At 75.1% G+C, this 15,666-nt stretch carries 11 protein-coding genes; 6 read left to right on the plus strand and 5 right to left on the minus strand.

The features are described from left to right. Positions 1-10: 10 nt before the first annotated feature. From ACZ4W9_RS05190 to ACZ4W9_RS05200, 3 genes are read right to left on the minus strand one after another with little or no spacing between them, the layout of a single operon-like run. Positions 11-1,099 (minus strand): asparaginase, encoded by a 1,089-nt coding sequence (locus tag ACZ4W9_RS05190; protein ID WP_467933299.1) that lies wholly within the window; start codon positions 1,097-1,099, stop codon positions 11-13. Beyond that, positions 1,096-2,055, minus strand: a complete 960-nt coding sequence (locus ACZ4W9_RS05195) for a TauD/TfdA family dioxygenase (protein ID WP_467933300.1) — start codon at positions 2,053-2,055, stop codon at positions 1,096-1,098. Before ACZ4W9_RS05195 ends, ACZ4W9_RS05190 begins: the two co-directional genes overlap by 4 nt. Then, complete coding sequence (locus ACZ4W9_RS05200; RefSeq protein ID WP_467933302.1) at positions 2,052-7,757, minus strand: amino acid adenylation domain-containing protein; 5,706 nt, start codon at positions 7,755-7,757, stop codon at positions 2,052-2,054. The genes ACZ4W9_RS05195 and ACZ4W9_RS05200 overlap by 4 nt, the downstream gene beginning before the upstream one ends. Before the next feature lie 122 nt (positions 7,758-7,879). Between ACZ4W9_RS05200 and ACZ4W9_RS05205 the strand changes: the two genes are divergently transcribed. Genes ACZ4W9_RS05205 through ACZ4W9_RS05215 form a run of 3 tightly spaced genes read left to right on the plus strand, consistent with a single transcriptional unit; the run spans position 7,880 to position 10,838 of the window. Then, on the plus strand, positions 7,880-9,169 hold the full coding sequence (locus tag ACZ4W9_RS05205) for a cation:proton antiporter (RefSeq protein WP_467933303.1): 1,290 nt from the start codon (positions 7,880-7,882) through the stop codon (positions 9,167-9,169). After that, positions 9,166-10,113 carry a TauD/TfdA family dioxygenase gene (locus ACZ4W9_RS05210; protein ID WP_467933304.1) on the plus strand — a complete coding sequence of 316 codons (948 nt, stop codon included), beginning with the start codon at positions 9,166-9,168 and terminating at the stop codon, positions 10,111-10,113. Before ACZ4W9_RS05205 ends, ACZ4W9_RS05210 begins: the two co-directional genes overlap by 4 nt. After that, positions 10,110-10,838, plus strand: a complete 729-nt coding sequence (locus ACZ4W9_RS05215; RefSeq protein ID WP_467933305.1) for a thioesterase II family protein — start codon at positions 10,110-10,112, stop codon at positions 10,836-10,838. Before ACZ4W9_RS05210 ends, ACZ4W9_RS05215 begins: the two co-directional genes overlap by 4 nt. Before the next feature lie 54 nt (positions 10,839-10,892). Here the strand turns inward: ACZ4W9_RS05215 and ACZ4W9_RS05220 are convergent, their stop codons facing one another. Together ACZ4W9_RS05220 and ACZ4W9_RS05225 are read right to left on the minus strand one after the other, a co-directional pair. Continuing rightward, positions 10,893-13,364, minus strand: coding sequence for an ABC transporter permease (locus tag ACZ4W9_RS05220; protein ID WP_467933307.1), 2,472 nt, complete (start codon positions 13,362-13,364; stop codon positions 10,893-10,895). Then, positions 13,358-14,098, minus strand: a complete 741-nt coding sequence (locus tag ACZ4W9_RS05225) for an ABC transporter ATP-binding protein (protein ID WP_467933308.1) — start codon at positions 14,096-14,098, stop codon at positions 13,358-13,360. The genes ACZ4W9_RS05220 and ACZ4W9_RS05225 overlap by 7 nt, the downstream gene beginning before the upstream one ends. Before the next feature lie 182 nt (positions 14,099-14,280). Here ACZ4W9_RS05225 and ACZ4W9_RS05230 point away from each other — a divergent pair, with 182 nt between their 5' ends. From ACZ4W9_RS05230 to ACZ4W9_RS05240, 3 genes are all read left to right on the plus strand, one after another. After that, positions 14,281-14,493 carry an MbtH family protein gene (locus tag ACZ4W9_RS05230; protein WP_467933309.1) on the plus strand — a complete coding sequence of 71 codons (213 nt, stop codon included), beginning with the start codon at positions 14,281-14,283 and terminating at the stop codon, positions 14,491-14,493. Next, positions 14,490-15,488 carry an ornithine carbamoyltransferase gene (locus tag ACZ4W9_RS05235; protein WP_467933310.1) on the plus strand — a complete coding sequence of 333 codons (999 nt, stop codon included), beginning with the start codon at positions 14,490-14,492 and terminating at the stop codon, positions 15,486-15,488. The genes ACZ4W9_RS05230 and ACZ4W9_RS05235 overlap by 4 nt, the downstream gene beginning before the upstream one ends. Then, on the plus strand, positions 15,485-15,666 hold a 182-nt coding region (locus tag ACZ4W9_RS05240), incomplete at its 3' end, for a hypothetical protein (RefSeq protein ID WP_467933312.1). The genes ACZ4W9_RS05235 and ACZ4W9_RS05240, both read left to right, overlap by 4 nt.

Genomic DNA, 15,666 nt, shown 5'->3' on the forward strand with positions numbered 1-15,666 from the left:
CGGAAGCGGGTCAGGAGGTGAACTGCGGGACGCCGTACCGGGCGAACCGCTCGGCGACGTCCGCCGGCTCCCGGGCGGTGGCGAGCGTGAGCAGCAGCAGGATCCGGGCCTTTTGCGGCAGCAGGTCCTCGGCGGGCAGGACGCCGGGGGCGTGGGCGTCGTACACGGCGCCGCCGCCCGTCCGGGCCGCCGCCACGACCGTCACGCCCTTGCCGAGCGCACCGCGCAGCGCGCCGGCCTCGCCGGGCGAGGGGTCGCCCGCGACGACGATGCCCGCCACGCCCGCGTCGGCGAACGCGGTGATGGCCTCGCCGCCGGCGTCCGGGTAGGACGCGACGACCTCGGTCCGGGGCAGCTTCTCCCGCCGGATCCCGGACAGGTCGAACGGCGTGCGCCAGCCGTCCCGGCCGCACTTCTGGATGCGGGCGGGCGCCCGCGGCAGCCGGATGCGGTCGCCGTCGACGGTGCCGAGCACCCCGTCCTGCCCGGCCTGGAAGGCGTCGGGGCGGATCGTGGTGGTCTTGGTGGCCTCGCGGGCGGCGAGGATCTCGTTGCCGAACTCGACGACCGTGCCGAAGCACCGGGTGCGCCCGCTCGCGGCCAGCACGACGGAGTTGTACAGGTTGGCGGGGCCGTCCGCGCCGAACACGTCGGACGGCCGCATGGAGCCGGTCACGACCACGGGCTTGGGGCTGCGCACCGTCAGGTCGAGGAAGTAGGCCAGTTCCTCCAGGGACTTGGTGCCCGACGTGACCACGACCGCGTCCGCCGTGCGCAGCGCCCGGTCGACCTGGCGGGACAGGTCGTAGTAGTCGGTCATCGCGGTCTGCTCCGGCCCCTCCTGGGCGGAGACCCGCGCCACCTCGTCCAGCTCCGGGCGCAGGCCGGACACGATGTCCGCGACCGGCAGCGCGCTGCCGTCGTAGTCCTCGAAGCCGGCCCGGTCCCCGGCGACGCCGGTGATGGTGCCGCCGGTGCCGATCACGACCACCTCGGGCCGGTCGGCCCGGCGCGCCCCGTCCCCCCTCGCGGCGACGGCCGGCACCGCGGGGACCAGCCCCATGAGCAGTGCCGCGACGACCAGCGGGAGCCGCCTCACGACAGCACCTGGCCGTTGTCGGCGCGCAGGGCGCGGGACCTGCGGTGGTCGAGGTGGATGAAGGTGCGGTGCAGCCAGCGGTCCTCGCCGTCGTAACGCGGGGTGAAGTGGGTGCGGCCGTGCAGGGTGACCCGGTTGTCCACGATCGCGAGGTCGCCCGGGCGCAGGTAGACGGCGCGGGTGACGGTGTCCAGGGCGGCCCGCAGCACCGTCATCGCCTCGGCGGCCTGCTCGTCCCCGGGATGGGTGGCGTGGAAGTCCACCCGCACGTCGGGGTCGTCGAAATCGCCGCACAGGATCGGGTGCAGCGGCGCCTGCCCGCCGGGGCCGCCGAAGGACGGCGGCACCTCGGTGCGGAACCGTTCCTCGCCGAGCACCTTGCGCACGTCGTACGGCAGCAGCGCGACCGCCCGGCGGACCGGGGCGACCCGCAGCCCGGCGCCGCCGTCGTGGTCGGGGCGCAGGCACAGCAGCGCGACCATGTCCGGCCGGTAGGGGTGGAAGGCGTTCTCCACGTGCAGTTCGAGGGGGACCGAACCGGCGTTGCTCTGCTGCTCCTCGCGGCCGGCCACCGGTACGACGTTCTGCACCAGGGCGCCGCTCTTCTCGTCCCGGTAGGCGATGACCTCGCCGAGCTGCGAGGAGACCAGGGCGATGGTCCCGGCGGCCGGGGTGGCCGTCCGCTCGACCGACTCGTGGACGGTGGGGGTGGGCGCGAGAGCGGGTCCCAGCGGCAGGTTGCGGACCAGCAGCAGGCCGTCCGCCTCCGGGTCGTGCCGGAACTCCCGCAGTCTGCGGCGCAGCCGCCGGGGGAGTTCCTCGGACATCCCCCGGCAGGCGTCCAGCCAGCTCCGGTCGTCGACCAGGCGCGGCTCCGCCTCGGCGAGCGCCTCGGCGACCGCCCCGGTCCGCTCCCTCTCCGCCTCGGTGAGGGTGAACACGTGGTCCTCGGTCATGATATGCCTTCCTGAACGGGATCGGACAGATCGCGGACCAGCGGGTCCGGGCCGAGCGCGACCGCTTCGAGCACCCGGGCACAGCGCGCGGCCAGCCGCCGCGCCTCGGCGGGGCCGAAGGCGTCCGGCCGGTGCCCGAGCCGCAGCGACAGCCGCGCGCCCGGGACGACCGCCAGCCGCAGCGGGAAGTGGGTGTCGTCCGCGGCCTCGAACGCGCGCATCCGCAGCCGCCCGCCGAGGGCCGCCGCCCACGCGGACGGATCCATCGGGTAGTTCACGAACAGCGTCGTGGTGTCGAACAGGGTGCGCAGGCCGGCCGCCCGCTGGATCTCGGCCAGGCCCAGGTGGTCGTGCGGCTGCAATGCGGCCTGCTCCCGCTGGAGGCGCAGCAGGGCCGCGAGGAACGGCTCGTCGGGCGCGAGCCGCACCCGCACCGGGACGGTGTTGGTGAACAGCCCGACCATGCCCTCGACCCCGGGCAGCTCGGGCGGCCGGCCGGACACCGAGGACCCGAAGACCACGTCGTGGCCGCCGGTCAGTTCGCCGAGCACCACGGCCCAGGCGCCCTGCACGACCGTGTTCAGCGTCAGACCGTGCGCCGCCGTACGGGCCGTCAGCGCCTCGGTGGTGGCCTCGTCCAGCTCGCGGACGACCAGTTCGTGCGCCACCTCGGTACGGCCCGTGGTGCCGGCCAGGGTCGGGCCGGGCAGGCCGGCCAGTGCCTCGCGCCAGGCCCGGCGCGCCGCGTCCCGGTCCCGGCCGGCCAGCCAGGCCGCGTACCGCCCGTACGGTGTGACGGGCGCGAGCCGGTCCCCCGCGTACAGGGAGAACAGCTCCCGCACCAGCACCGAGGTGGACCAGCCGTCCCACACGATGTGGTGGACGGTCAGCACCAGCCGGTACCGCCGTGCGCCCAGCCTGAGCAGCAGGAACCGCAGCAGCGGCGGCTTCGCCGGGTCGAACCGGGCCCGGCGGTCCGCGGCGGCCAGCCGTGCGGCCTCCGCTTCCGCGTCGGGGTGTCCGGCCAGGTCCTCCTCCCGCCAGGGCAGCGCGACCCGGGCCGGCAGGACCTGGACCGGTTCGTCCAGGTCGCCGTAGGAGAAGGCGGCGCGCAGGTTGGCGTGCCGGTCCAGGGCGGCCTCGGCGGCGGCCCTCATCCGCGCGGCGTCGAGGTCCCCGTCGAGGTCGACGCCCAGCTGGGCCGCGTACACGTCGAGCGTGTGCTCGGTCCGCATGCTGTGGACGAGGAAACCTTCTTGCAGCGGGGAGAGCGGCAGCAGGTCGGCGAGCGGGCCGTAGTGCCCGGCCAGTTCGTCGATCTCGTCCTGGGACAGGTGGACCAGCGGCACGTCGGACGGGGTGAGCCCGCCGGCCCCGGGACGGCGCCCGTGCCGGGCCAGGCCCTCCAGGGCCGTCCGGAACAGGGCGGTCAGTTCGGCGACCCGCTCGTCGGGGAAGAGCCGCCGCGGCCAGTGCACGGTGACGGTCAGCTCGGGCCCGGACGGGCCGTCGAAGGTGGCCGCCACGATCTCCAGTTCGTGCGCGAACGGCATCCGCGGGTCGGCGTCGGCGTGGAAACCCCCGTCGGTCAGCTCCCAGTCGGCGCCCTGCCCCGAGGAGAAGCGCCCCAGGTAGTTGAAGCCGATCCGCGGGGCGGGCAGCCCCGACAGCCGGGCCCGGGACGGCTCGTGGAGGTGGCGCAGCATGCCGTAGCCGAGGCCGTGGTCGGGCAGCTCGCGCAGCTGCTCCTTGACCCGCTTGAGCGCGCCGCCCAGGGCCGGGCCCGCCGCCGCCACCTCCGGCCAGGCGACCTCGCCCGGGTCGAGGCGGACCGGGTACATGCTGGTGAACCAGCCGACGGTGCGGTCCAGGCGGACACCGGGGAAGACGTCCTCCCGGCCGTGCCCCTCCAGGTCGCACAGGACCGCGCCGTCCGCCCCGCGCCAGCGGCGGTAGGCCAGGGCCAGCCCGGTCAGCAGCACCTCGGTGACCCCGGCGCGGAAGACGGCGGGCACCTCGGTGAGCAGCGCCCCGGTCGTCTCCGGGGAGAGGGTCACCGTGTGGCTGCGGGCGGTGGCGAACAGGTCGGCGGCCGGGTCCGGGCCGACGGCCGAGGCCCCCGGGTCGGCGGTGCGCGCGATCCGCTCCCACAGCGCCAGCTCCCCGGCCCGCTCCGGTGCCGCCTCGGCCAGCCGGCGGGCCCAGGTGCGCACCGAGGTGCCCACCGCGGGCAGCGGGGCGCCGGTCATCGCCGAGGCGAGGTCCTGGAGGAGCACCCGCCAGGACACGCCGTCCACGGCCAGGTGGTGCACGGTCAGCTCCAAGAGGCCGGGGGCGCCGGGTCCGCCCGGGAACCAGACGGCCTGGTGCAGGACGCCCCGCGCCGGGTCGAGCCGGTCCCGCGCGGCCGCGCGCCGCTCGTCCTCGTTCCCCGGCCCGGGTACGACGGTCAGCTCGGGTACGACCGTGCCGGGCGGCCCGACCTCCAGGCGCCAGCCGTCGCCCAGCCGCATGCGCAGCGCGTCGTGGTGGTCGATCAGGGCGCGCAGGCCGTCGGACAGGGCCTCGGGCGTGGTGCCCGCGGGCGTGCGGACCGTCACCGACTGGCTGAAGCGCGAGCTGGGGGCGTGCTGTTCGGCCAGCCAGGCCACGATCGGGGTGAGCGGCACCTCGCCGATGCCGGCCCCCTCCGGCTCGTCGGCCTCCTCGTCGGGCAACGGGCGGGCGACGCGGGCCAGTTCGGCGGCCGTCGGGTTCAGGAACACCTCGCGCGAGGTGAGTTCGAGCCCGGCCTTGCGGGCGCGGCTGACCAGTTGCAGCGCCATGATGCTGTCGCCGCCCCGGTCGAAGAAGGAGGCCCTGGCGCCGACCCGGTCCAGCCCCAGGACGTCGGCGAAGAGCGCGCGCAGCGTCTCCTCGGCCGGGGAGCCGGCCGGGTCCGTGCCGTCGTCCGCCTGTCCCTCGGGCGGGGCGGGCAGCGCGCGGCGGTCGACCTTGCCGTGCGGGGTCAGCGGGAACGCGTCCAGCACGACGAGCGCGGCGGGCACCATGGCCTCGGGCAGGACCCGCCGGGCCAGCTCCCGGACCTCGGCGGTGTCGAGCGGCCCGGCCGGGAGCAGATAGCCGACCAGCCGCCGGGCGCCGGGGCGGTCCTCGCGCAGGGCCACGGCCGCCGCGCGGACACCGGGGTGCCGGCTCAGCGCGGCCTCCACCTCGCCCGCCTCGATCCGCAGCCCGCGCAGCTTGAACTGCCCGTCCCCGCGGCCGAGATACTCCAGCTGGCCGTCCGGGCGGCGGCGGACGCGGTCCCCGGTCCGGTACATGCGGTCGCCGTCCGGGCCGAACGGGCAGGGCAGGAAACGGTCCGCGGTCAGGTCCGGGCGGCCGTGGTAGCCGCGCGCCACTCCGGCGCCCGCGATGTACAGCTCGCCGGGGCAGCCGGTGGGGACGGGCTCCAGCCGCTCGTCCAGCACGTAGACCCGCGCCCCGGAGACGGGCCGGCCGATCGGCGGCCGGCCCTCGGCGCACAGCGGGCCGCTGCCGGTCGCCGCCACGGTCGTCTCGGTCGGGCCGTACATGTTGAACATGCGGCGGCCGGGCGCCCAGCGGGCGACGAGCGCCTCGTCCACGGCCTCGCCGCCGACGATCAGCACGTCCAGGTCGGGCAGTTCCCGGGCGGGCAGACCGGCCAGCACGGCGGTCGGCAGCGCCAGGTGGGTGATGCGGGCGTCCCGCAGCAGCACCGCGAGGTCGTCCGGCGCCAGGGCCGAGGTGTCCGGGGCGAGCACCAGCGTGGCACCGGAGACCAGCGCGGGCCAGATGTCGCCCACGGCGGCGTCGAAACCGGGCGAGAGGTACTGCAGCACCCGGCCGCCGGGGCCGAGCCCGAACCGCTCGGCGTGGTCGAGGGCGAGGTTGGCGAGCGCGCCGTGCGGGACGACCACGCCCTTGGGCAGGCCGGTCGAGCCCGAGGTGTAGACGAGGTACGCGGCCGAGTCCGGGTCGGGACGGCCGAAGCCGTCCCCCGCCGTCCCGGCGGGACCCTCCTCGGTGAGGACGCACACGGGCGCGGCGTCCGCCAGCAGGTGGTCGATCCGCTCCCTCGGGTATCCGGGGTCGAGCGGGACGTAGGCGGCGCCGGCCCGCAGACAGGCGAGCATCGCCACGACGAGGCCGGCCGTGCGGGGCATCAGCAGCGCCACGTTCGTGCCCGGTCCCGCGCCCTGGGCGCGCAGCCGGGCGGCCAGCGCGTCGGCCCGCGCGTTGAGTTCGCCGTAGGTCAGCGTGGTCCCCCCGGCCTCGACGGCCGGTTCCCCGGCCGGGCGGGCGGCGACGAGCCCGGGCACGTCACCCGCGTGCGCGGGGGAGGGCGCCCGGGCGGGCAGCAGGGCCGTGCGCTCGTCCGGGGTCAGCAGGTCCAGCTCGCCGATCGGCGTGCGCACCGAGCCCGCCGCCCGCGCGACGAACCCGGCCAGTCGCGCGGCGTGCGCGGCCAGGCCGTCGGCGTCGTGCAGTTCGGGACCGGCGTCGAAGAGCAGCGTGCCCGGCGTGCCGTCCGGCCGGCCGCTGACCGCCACGGACAGATCGGGGGTGGGGCCGGAGGCCAGGTTCGTCACCCGGCCGGTGGCGCCGCCGAAGGCGAGGTCGCGCTCGTACGGCATGAAGTTGACCAGCGTCCCGAGCAGGCCGCCCTCCCGGCCGGTCACGCCCAGCTCGCGGCACAGGTCCTCGTGCCGGTAGCGCTCGTGCCGCAGCGCGGTCCCGATCTCCGCCGCCACCACGGGCACCAGGTCGGCGAGGCTCGCCTCCGGCGGGATGCCGAAGCGCAGCGCGACGGTGCCCGTCGCCATCCCGGGCACCCGCCGCGAGTGGGGGCCGCGCCGCCCGGACACCGGCAGGCCGAGGATCACGTCGGAACGCCCGGTCATCCGCCGGACATAACCGGCGGTCGCCGCGACGAGGACGGTCTGCCAGGTGGTGCCGAGGGCTTGGGCGGCCCCGGCGAGCGCCGCGCGCCCGGCCTCGGGTAGCGGCTCCTCCCGGCGCAGACGCGGCGGCCGGTCACCGGCCGGGGCGGCGCCGGGCAGCAGGACGGGCTCCGGACGGTCCGCGAAGCGGGCGGTCCAGTAGGCGCGGTCCGCCTCGAACCGGGGCGAGGAGCGGTAGCCCGCCTCCTCCTCCGCGAGGGTGTGCAGCGGCTCGAAACCGGCCGGGCCGGGCCGCTCGCCGCACAGTGCGGCGAGCCGGTCGCGCAGCAGATGCACCCCGTAGGCGTCCACGAGAATGTGATGAATTCGGTAGTAGAACAGCAACCGCGACGGACCGATCCGGAAAACGGCCGCGTGCGACAGCGGCCCTTTCTCCAGGTCCACGGAGGTCGCCAGATCGGCGTCCATCCATTTCCGGGCGGCCTCCTCCGGATCCGCGGCAGCGCGCAGATCCACCAGGGGAGGCGCGGGCGCCGGGGCCGCGGCGACGTACTGCCGTAGGCCCTCGCCGTCCTCGCCGACCGAGGCCACCCGCAGCACCTCGGCCTCGGAACACAACCGCACCCAGGCCCGCCGGAGCACCTCGGGGTCCAGGTCACCGCGGATGTCGATGCACTCGCCGCAGTTGTAGCGCCGGCCCGATGGGTCCAGCTGGTGGGCGAACCAGACGCCCTGCTGTGCCATGGAGAGCGGAAGCCGCCGTTGGTATTCCATGCCGGGAAGCGTGCGCGGCCCGGCTATCAGCGGCCTATAGCAAAACGACCTCCGGTCATGACGCCGGACGGGTATAGCGGCAATATGGGCGCGTTATCGGATGCGATTTGACGCTCGGCCCCATGGTGATAGCCGCGAATCCGGTAGCGCCCCTTGCCGCGGACCGGTTGCTGACGTTCCTGCTCCAGGCGGGCGTGCTGCTGGGCACCGCGCTGGTCCTCGGCAGGCTGGCCCGGCGGGTGAACCTCCCCGCGATCGCGGGCGAGTTGTGCGCCGGGGTGCTGCTCGGCCCGTCCGTGCTCGGCGCGCTCGGCGTGTGGCACGGCCCGGACACCGGGCAGCTGCACCTCCTCGACGCCACCGGCCAGCTCGGCGTGCTGCTGCTGGTCGGCCTGTCCGGCGCCGAACTGGACCTGCGGCTGGTGCGCACCCGCGGGGCGACCGCGGCGAGGATCAGCCTCGGCGGGCTGCTCGTGCCGCTCGCCTTCGGGGTGGCGGCGGGCTTCCTCCTGCCGCTGTCGCTGCTGTCGGGCGGCGCGGACCGCACGGTCGTCGCGCTGTTCCTCGGCGTGGCGATGTGCGTGAGCGCCATCCCCGTCATCGCCAAGACCCTGCTGGACATGAACCTGCTGCACCGCAACGTGGGGCAGCTGACGCTGACCGCGGCCGTCATGGACGACGTGGTCGGCTGGCTGCTGCTCTCGGTGGTGTCCGCGATGGCCACGACCGGCCTGAGGACCCAGACGGTACTGGGCTCCGTGGCCGAGATCGCCGCCGTGCTGCTGGTCGCCGCGTTCGTGCTCCGGCCGGCGGTCCGGGTCGTGCTGCGGCGCGGCCCGGCGATCGCGCCGGTGGCGGTCATCCTCCTGCTGGGCGGCGCGGCCACCCAGGCCCTCGGCATCGAGGCCGTGTTCGGGGCGTTCGTCTGCGGGGTCGTGATCGCGTCGGTCAACCCGCGCCCGGAGGCCCTGGCCCCGCTGCGCACGGTCACCCTGACCGTCCTCGCGCCGCTGTTCTTCGCCCTGGCGGGCCTGCGGATGGACCTGACCGCGCTGGCCGATCCCGCGGTCGCCGCGGTCGCCGGCGGCATCCTGCTGCTGGCCGTCGCCGGCAAGTTCCTCGGCGCCTGGATCGGGGCCACGGCCAGCGGCCTCACCACGGCGGAGGCGCTGGCCTGCGGTGCCGGCATGAACGCCCGCGGGGTCATCGAGGTGATCGTCGCGATGACCGGGCTGCGGCTCGGCGTCCTGAACGCCACCGCCTACACCACGATCGTGCTCGTCGCGATCGTCACCTCCCTCATGGCCCCGCCCCTGCTGCGCAGGGCGATGGACCGCATCGAGCACACCGCCGAGGAACAGATGCGGCTGACCTGGCCGTCCGTCCCGGAGAAGAAATCGGAGATCCCATGAGCGACCTGCCCCACCTCATCGAGGGCGCGCCCGGTGCCCCGCCGCCGGCGGAGTTCACCGCGCTGCACCGCGACGACCTGCGCGGCCGGCTGACCCGGCACGGCGCCGTGCTGCTGCGGGGCTTTCCCACCGGCCCCGATCTGCTGCGCGGCGTCGACGGCGTGGTGCGCGCCTTCTCGGGCCCGCCGCTGGAGTACGCCGAGCAGTCGTCCCCGCGGACGGCCCTGCACGGCAACGTCTACACGTCCACGGACTACCCGCCCGACGAGGAGATCTTCCTGCACAACGAGAACTCCTACCAGGCGTCCTGGCCCGGGGTGCTGTTCTTCACCTGCGTCGAGCCGCCGCACACCCGGGGCGCGACCCCGCTCGCCGACACCCGGGAGATCCACCGCTCGATCGACCCGGCGGTCCGGGCGGAGTTCGAGGAGCGCGGCTGGATGGTCGTACGCACCTACCGGCCGCGCTTCGGCGTCGACTGGCGGACCTCCTTCGGCACCGGGGACCGCGACGAGATAGCCCGCCTGTGCGCGGGCCGCGACCTGCGCTGGTCCTGGCAGGACGGCGACGTGCTGCGCACCGAGGGCGTCCGCCGGGCCGTCCACCGCCACCCGGTCACGGGGGAGTCCGTCTGGTTCAACCACATCACCTTCTTCCACGACAGCACGCTGCCCGGGGACGTCCGGGAGGGCCTGCTGGAGCTGTTCGGGCCCGACGGCCTGCCGGCCAACAGCTACTACGGCGACGGCGGCACCATCCCCGACGAGGTCGTCGCCCATCTGCGCGAGTGCTACCGCACGGCCCACCGCAGGTTCGACTGGCAGCGCGGGGACGTCCTCCTGGTCGACAACATGCTCGCGGCGCACGGCCGGGAGCCGTTCACCGGGCCGCGCAGGATCGCCGTGGCCATGGCCGAGCCCGTCGTCCCGGCGGGGCTGCGGTGAGCTGGTTCCGTACGTTCCACGCCCGGCCCGGGGCCCGCGTCCGTCTGGTCTGCCTTCCCTACGCAGGCGGCGGCGCGGGCCTCTACCGCGCGCTGGCACAGAAGCTCCCGCCCTCGATCGAGGTCGTGGCCGTGCAGTACCCGGGCCGTCAGGACCGGCGTGCCGAGGCTCCGGTCGCGGACCTGGAGGTGCTGGCCGACCGGATCGCGGACGAGCTGACCGCCCTGGACGGCCCGCCCGTGGCGCTGTTCGGGCACAGCCTGGGCGCCACGGTCGGCTTCGAGGTGGCCCGCCGGATGCTCCCCCGGTTCCCCTCCCCGGTCGTCCGGCTGTTCGTCTCCGCCCGCAAGGCGCCCGCCGACCACCGGCCGAGCGGGCGCGACTTCCGGGAGGACGCCGTGCTGCGGGCCTGGGCCGAGCGCTCGGGCGAGGCGGCCCGGCAGGCCGCGGCCGACCCCGACCTGTGGCAGCTGGCGGCGCCCGCGCTGGCCGCCGACCTGATGATGTCGGAGACCTACACGGCCCGGCCCGGCGCCAAGGTGACCTGCCCGGTCACCGCCATCGCCGGCACTGCCGACCACGGCTGCGGCGCGGCGGAGATGGGCCGCTGGGCGGCGCACACCATCGGCGGCTTCGAGGTCGCCGAGGTCGCGGGCGACCACTACTTCGTCGACGACCCGTCCGCCGGACTGTGCGGGATCCTCGAAGGACTCGTCCGGGCCTGAGGACATGCCGAAGGGGCGGGATCCACAGGGATCCCGCCCCTTTCCGTCGTGGCGCTACTCGCCCTTGCCGGCCAGGTCGAGCAGCCGGCCCCGCAGGAAGAAGCGGGTGGCGACGACCGCGACGGACACCGCGACGACCGCGCAGGCGGCGCCCACGGCCACGATGGACCCCCACGGCACCGCGAAGGCGAACCCGCCGGCCAGCTTGGTGAGCGCGGCCCGCTGGCCGATCACCACCAGGCCGGCCGCGACCGCGCCGAGGATCACCCCGGCGACCGCCGCGACCGCGGTCTCCGCCGCGACGTACTTGAGGGCGTCGCCGCGCGTGGCGCCGGTCAGGTTCAGCGCCGCCAGCTCCCGGCGCCGGCCCGGGGCCGCCATCACCAGGGTGTTGGCGATCGCGAGCAGCGCGTAGCCCAGCGCGAGGGCGAACACGATCAGTGTCGCGAGCCGGGCCTGGTCCTGCTGGTCGGCGCGCATCTCGTCGAGGAACTCGGCCATCGGCGCCACCTTGACCGGCTGGCCGTGCGCCGCCTCGCGCAGCGCGGCGGCCACCGCGGTCCGGTCGCCGCCCCGGCCGACCGACACGTCGATCCGGGTCGGCTCGCCCCCGGCCGCGTGGGCGGCGGAGACGTAGCCGGTCTCGCCGAGCACCGACGGTCCGGTCAGCGCCGCGACCGTCAGGTCCACCGCCGTCCCGTCGGGCAGCCCGGCCTTCACCTCGTCCCCGGCCTTGATGCCGAACTCGGCCGCGGTGTCCTCGTCGAGGACGAGCTGCCGGTCGCCGAACCGGTCGAGCGAACCCTCGGTGATCTTCAGGTTCTGGGTGGCGGCCAGCGCCTTCGGGTCCACGGCCCAGCTGGACAGGGTGCCGATGTAGCGGTCCTTCGCCCCGGACAGGCGCAGTTCGCCCGGGGTCAGCGCGGCGGCCCGCACGCCCGGCAGGGCGAGCACCTTCTCCCGGGTGGCGGCCCCGATGGCGGCACCGTCGTCGGCGACCATCGTGTAGTCGGCCCTCGCCTGGGCGCGCAGTCCCGCCGCACCGGCGTCGCCGGCGGCGACCGGCGCGGTGAGCAGCGCGCCGCCGAGGCCGAGCGCCAGCACGACCGGCGCCGCGACCGAGGCGGTGCGGCGGCCGGCGAACAGGGCGCCCTCCCGCACGATCATGGCTCCGGCGCCGAGCCGGCCCAGCGGCCAGGAGGCGAGGAACAGCACCGGGCGCAGCAGCAGCGGGGTCAGCAGCGCGCAGCCGCCCACGATCAGCACCGGCACCGGGAAGTAGTTCTGCATGCTCATCGCGGTGAGCGGGCTGTCCACGGCCGACAGGCTCTTCTGCAGGCCGAGCCCGAGCAGGGCGACCCCGAGCAGCAGCCGGACGGGGGTCAGCACCCGGCGCCGCCCGGTGGCCTCGCGCAGCGCCTCGGCGGGCTTGACCCGGCCCGCCTTCCAGGACACGGCGGCGGTGCCGAGCATCGCCGACAGCAGACCCGCGGCGAAGGCGATCACCAGGGGCGGCCAGACGACCTCGATCTCGTACCAGGCCGGCGCGATGTCCTTGCCGATCATGAAGTCCTGGAGCAGCGCGGCACCCTGGCCGCCGATCAGACAGCCCAGCGCGGAGGCGACCGCCGCCAGCAGCAGCGCCTCCAGCAGCACCATCCGCCGCACCTGCCAGGGCGTCGCCCCGATGGTGCGGAACAGGGCGAGTTCCCGGCGGCGCTGGTCCACCACGAACGCGAAGGTGGCGATCACCACGAAGACCGCGACGAACGCCACGATCATCAGCGAGGTGCCGGCCATGCCCTCGGCGTCCCTGAGCTGGTCCCGGCCGCCCTCCTGGTCGGCCTCGGCGAGCAGCCGGGACTCCCCGGTCAGCACGCTCGCCCGCCCGGCCGCGTCGCGGACCTCGCCCGGCGGGCCGTAGGCCACGACGGCCTGGACGCCGGGCGACAGCCGCCGGGCCTCGGCGTCGGTGAAGAACACGGCGTCCTCGAACCAGACCAGGTCCGTGACACCGACGACCTCGTAGCGGGTGAAGCCGCCGTCCACGGCGACCTCGACCCGCTTGCCGACCAGGGCGGGATCGCCGCCGCCGACCACGATCTCGCCGGCGGCGCGCGGAGCCCGGCCCGAGGCGAGGTGGTAGGGGGTGAAGGCGGCCGCCGACCACGGGTGGCCGACCTGGTCGCCGGGGCCCCCGGGCAGCCGGGCGGAGAACGAACGGTCCTCGACGGTCCTGCCGGTGCCGGCCAGCGCACGCACGGTGGAGGCGGGCAGGTCGCCCGGGCGCGCGATCGGGAACTCGCGCGCGTCACCGTCCTCGTCGGTCAGCTTGTAGGTGACGGGCTGGGTCACGACGGCGGGGGCCGCGGCGTACCGCTGCGGCCCCGACAGATCGGTGGATCCCACGGCCCACAGGGCGAGCGTCATCATCGCGATGATGCCGACCCCCAGCGCCAGGGCGACGAACGCGCCCGCGTACGAGACGGCACGGGCTCGTACGGTCGCGAGCGCCAGCCTCACCATGACTGCTCCAGTTTCGTGATCCGCGCCGCGGCCAGCTCGGGGGTGGGGGATTCCAGCACGCCCGCCGGGCGGCCGTCGGCCAGGAAGACGATCTGGTCGGCGTAGGAGGCGGCGACCGGGTCGTGGGTGACCATGATGATCGTCTGCCCGGTGGTGTCGACCAGCTCGCGCAGCAACTGCATGACCTGACGGGAGGACTTGGAGTCCAGCGCCCCGGTCGGCTCGTCGGCGAAGAGCACCTTCGGCCCGGTCAGCAGCGCCCGCGCGATCGCGACCCGCTGCTGCTGGCCGCCCGACAGCTCGCCGGGGCGGTGCTGCTTGCGCTCGCCCAGCCCCAGCCGCTCCAGCGCCGCGTCCACGGCCTTGCGGGCGGGTTTCTTCCCCGCCAGCATCAGCGGCAGCGCCACGTTCTGCCGCGCCGTCAGCGACGGGATGAGGTTGAAGGACTGGAAGACGAAGCCGACATGGCGTCGTCTCAGCCTGGTCAGCGCGGCCTCGCTCAGCCCGCGCAGCGGGGTGCCCGCCAGCGTGACCTCGCCGGAGTCGACCCGGTCTATGCCGGCCGCGCACTGCAACATGGTCGACTTGCCCGAACCGGAGGGGCCCATCACCGCGGTGAAGACCCCTTCGGGGAAGTCCAGCGTCACCTCGTCGAGGGCGATGACCCTGTTGTCGCGCTTGCCGAATCCTCTGCTCACGGACTCAAGCCGCACCATCGCCGTTCCCGTATCCATATCCGGAACGGTAGGCGCGGGATCTATACCCGGCCCATACGTCCGGCCCAGTCGGCCGGATCCGGCCGCGCGCACCCCCTTGGCCTCGGTGTATCTGGCGAATATGGCTCGGTTATGGCGGGTTCCCGAAGCTCGGGAGGGTCCGTGTCTGCACGGATCCCTTGTTCACCGGAGGTGGGAAAATGCACGCTGAGGAAGCCGACGACCGCCGCTATCTCGTGGTGCTCAACGACGAGGAGCAGTACTCGGTCTGGTGGGCCGACCGGGACCTCCCGGCCGGCTGGCACCCGGAGGGTACCGAGGGCACCAAGGACGAATGCCTGGCCCACATCGGGAAGATCTGGACCGACCTGCGGCCGGCGAGCCTGCGCCGCCGGATGGCTGCGGCCCGATGAACACCGCCCGCAGGCTGGTGTCGCTCCAGGACCTGAGCGACGGCGAGCTGGAGCGGATCGTGCGCCGGGGCGTCGCCCACTCCGCGGGCACCTCCGTCCACCACGAGCCGCTGGCCGGCCAGGTGGTCGGCATCTACTTCGGGATGACCTCGACCCGGACCAGGACCGCGTTCTGGTCCTCGGCGCTCCGGCTCGGTGCCCACGTCATCAACTTCGGCCCGGCGGACCTGCAGACCAACACCGGTGAGGCCGCCTCGGACACCGGGCGGGTGCTGTCGGGCATGCTCGACCTGCTCGTCGCCCGGACCGGCCGGCCCACCGCCGAACTGGAGGTCTGGGCCGGGCAGCACCGGATGCCGGTGGTCAACGCGATGACCGAGGAGGAGCACCCGACCCAGGCGCTCGCCGACCTCACCACCCTGCGGCGCCACTTCGGCTCGCTCGACGGGCTGCGGGTGCTCTACGTCGGCGAGGGCAACAACACCGCGTCCGCGCTGGCACTGGCGCTGGGCCGCACCCCCGGCGTGGAACTCCAGCTGCGCACCCCGCCCGGCTACGGCCTCGACCCCCGCTTCCTGGAACTGGCGCGCGGCCACGCCCGGCGGTCCGGGGCCCGGGTCGAGGAGAGCCACCGGATGGAGCCCGCGCCCCGGGGCTTCGACGTCGTCTACACCACGCGCTGGCAGACCACCGGCACCTCCAAGCCCGGCCCCGACTGGCGGCGGGCCTTCCAGCCGTTCCAGGTGACCCGGGAGCTGTGGCGGAACAGCCCGGACGCGGTGTTCATGCACGACCTGCCCGCCCACCGGGGCGAGGAGGTCACCGCGGACGTGCTGGACGGCCCGATGAGCATCGCCTTCCAGCAGGCCGAGAACAAGATGCACAGCGCCATGGCGGTCCTGGAGTGGTGCCACGGCGCCCCCATGGAGGACCGCGTCGAAGGGGCGGCCGTCGGGAAGGGCCGTACCGAGAGCGAGAAGGCATCCCTGTGGTGACCGGGATCAGTCCCAGCGGCGCGTCGGCCAAGGCCGGCGCGCCGCCGCCGTTGCGGCGCAACCGGGACTTCCTGCTGCTGTGGACCGGTGCGGGCGCCACCCAGCTCGGCGTCCTCACCATGGGGGGTGCCTCCCACCACTTCCCCCCTTTGGGGAAAAGCACCCCCGCCAACAACAC

This window comes from Streptomyces sp. NPDC029296, from assembly GCF_055569255.1.

Bases quoted from the DNA above. Each gene is read 5' to 3' on its own strand.
- ACZ4W9_RS05225 (WP_467933308.1), bottom strand. From the start codon at position 14,098: ATGGATACGGGAACGGCGATGGTGCGGCTTGAGTCCGTGAGCAGAGGA.
- ACZ4W9_RS05220 (WP_467933307.1), bottom strand. From the start codon at position 13,364: ATGGTGAGGCTGGCGCTCGCGACCGTACGAGCCCGTGCCGTCTCGTAC.
- ACZ4W9_RS05200 (WP_467933302.1), bottom strand. From the start codon at position 7,757: ATGGAATACCAACGGCGGCTTCCGCTCTCCATGGCACAGCAGGGCGTC.
- ACZ4W9_RS05205 (WP_467933303.1), top strand. From the start codon at position 7,880: ATGGTGATAGCCGCGAATCCGGTAGCGCCCCTTGCCGCGGACCGGTTG.
- ACZ4W9_RS05210 (WP_467933304.1), top strand. From the start codon at position 9,166: ATGAGCGACCTGCCCCACCTCATCGAGGGCGCGCCCGGTGCCCCGCCG.
- ACZ4W9_RS05235 (WP_467933310.1), top strand. From the start codon at position 14,490: ATGAACACCGCCCGCAGGCTGGTGTCGCTCCAGGACCTGAGCGACGGC.
- ACZ4W9_RS05195 (WP_467933300.1), bottom strand. From the start codon at position 2,055: ATGACCGAGGACCACGTGTTCACCCTCACCGAGGCGGAGAGGGAGCGG.
- ACZ4W9_RS05230 (WP_467933309.1), top strand. From the start codon at position 14,281: ATGCACGCTGAGGAAGCCGACGACCGCCGCTATCTCGTGGTGCTCAAC.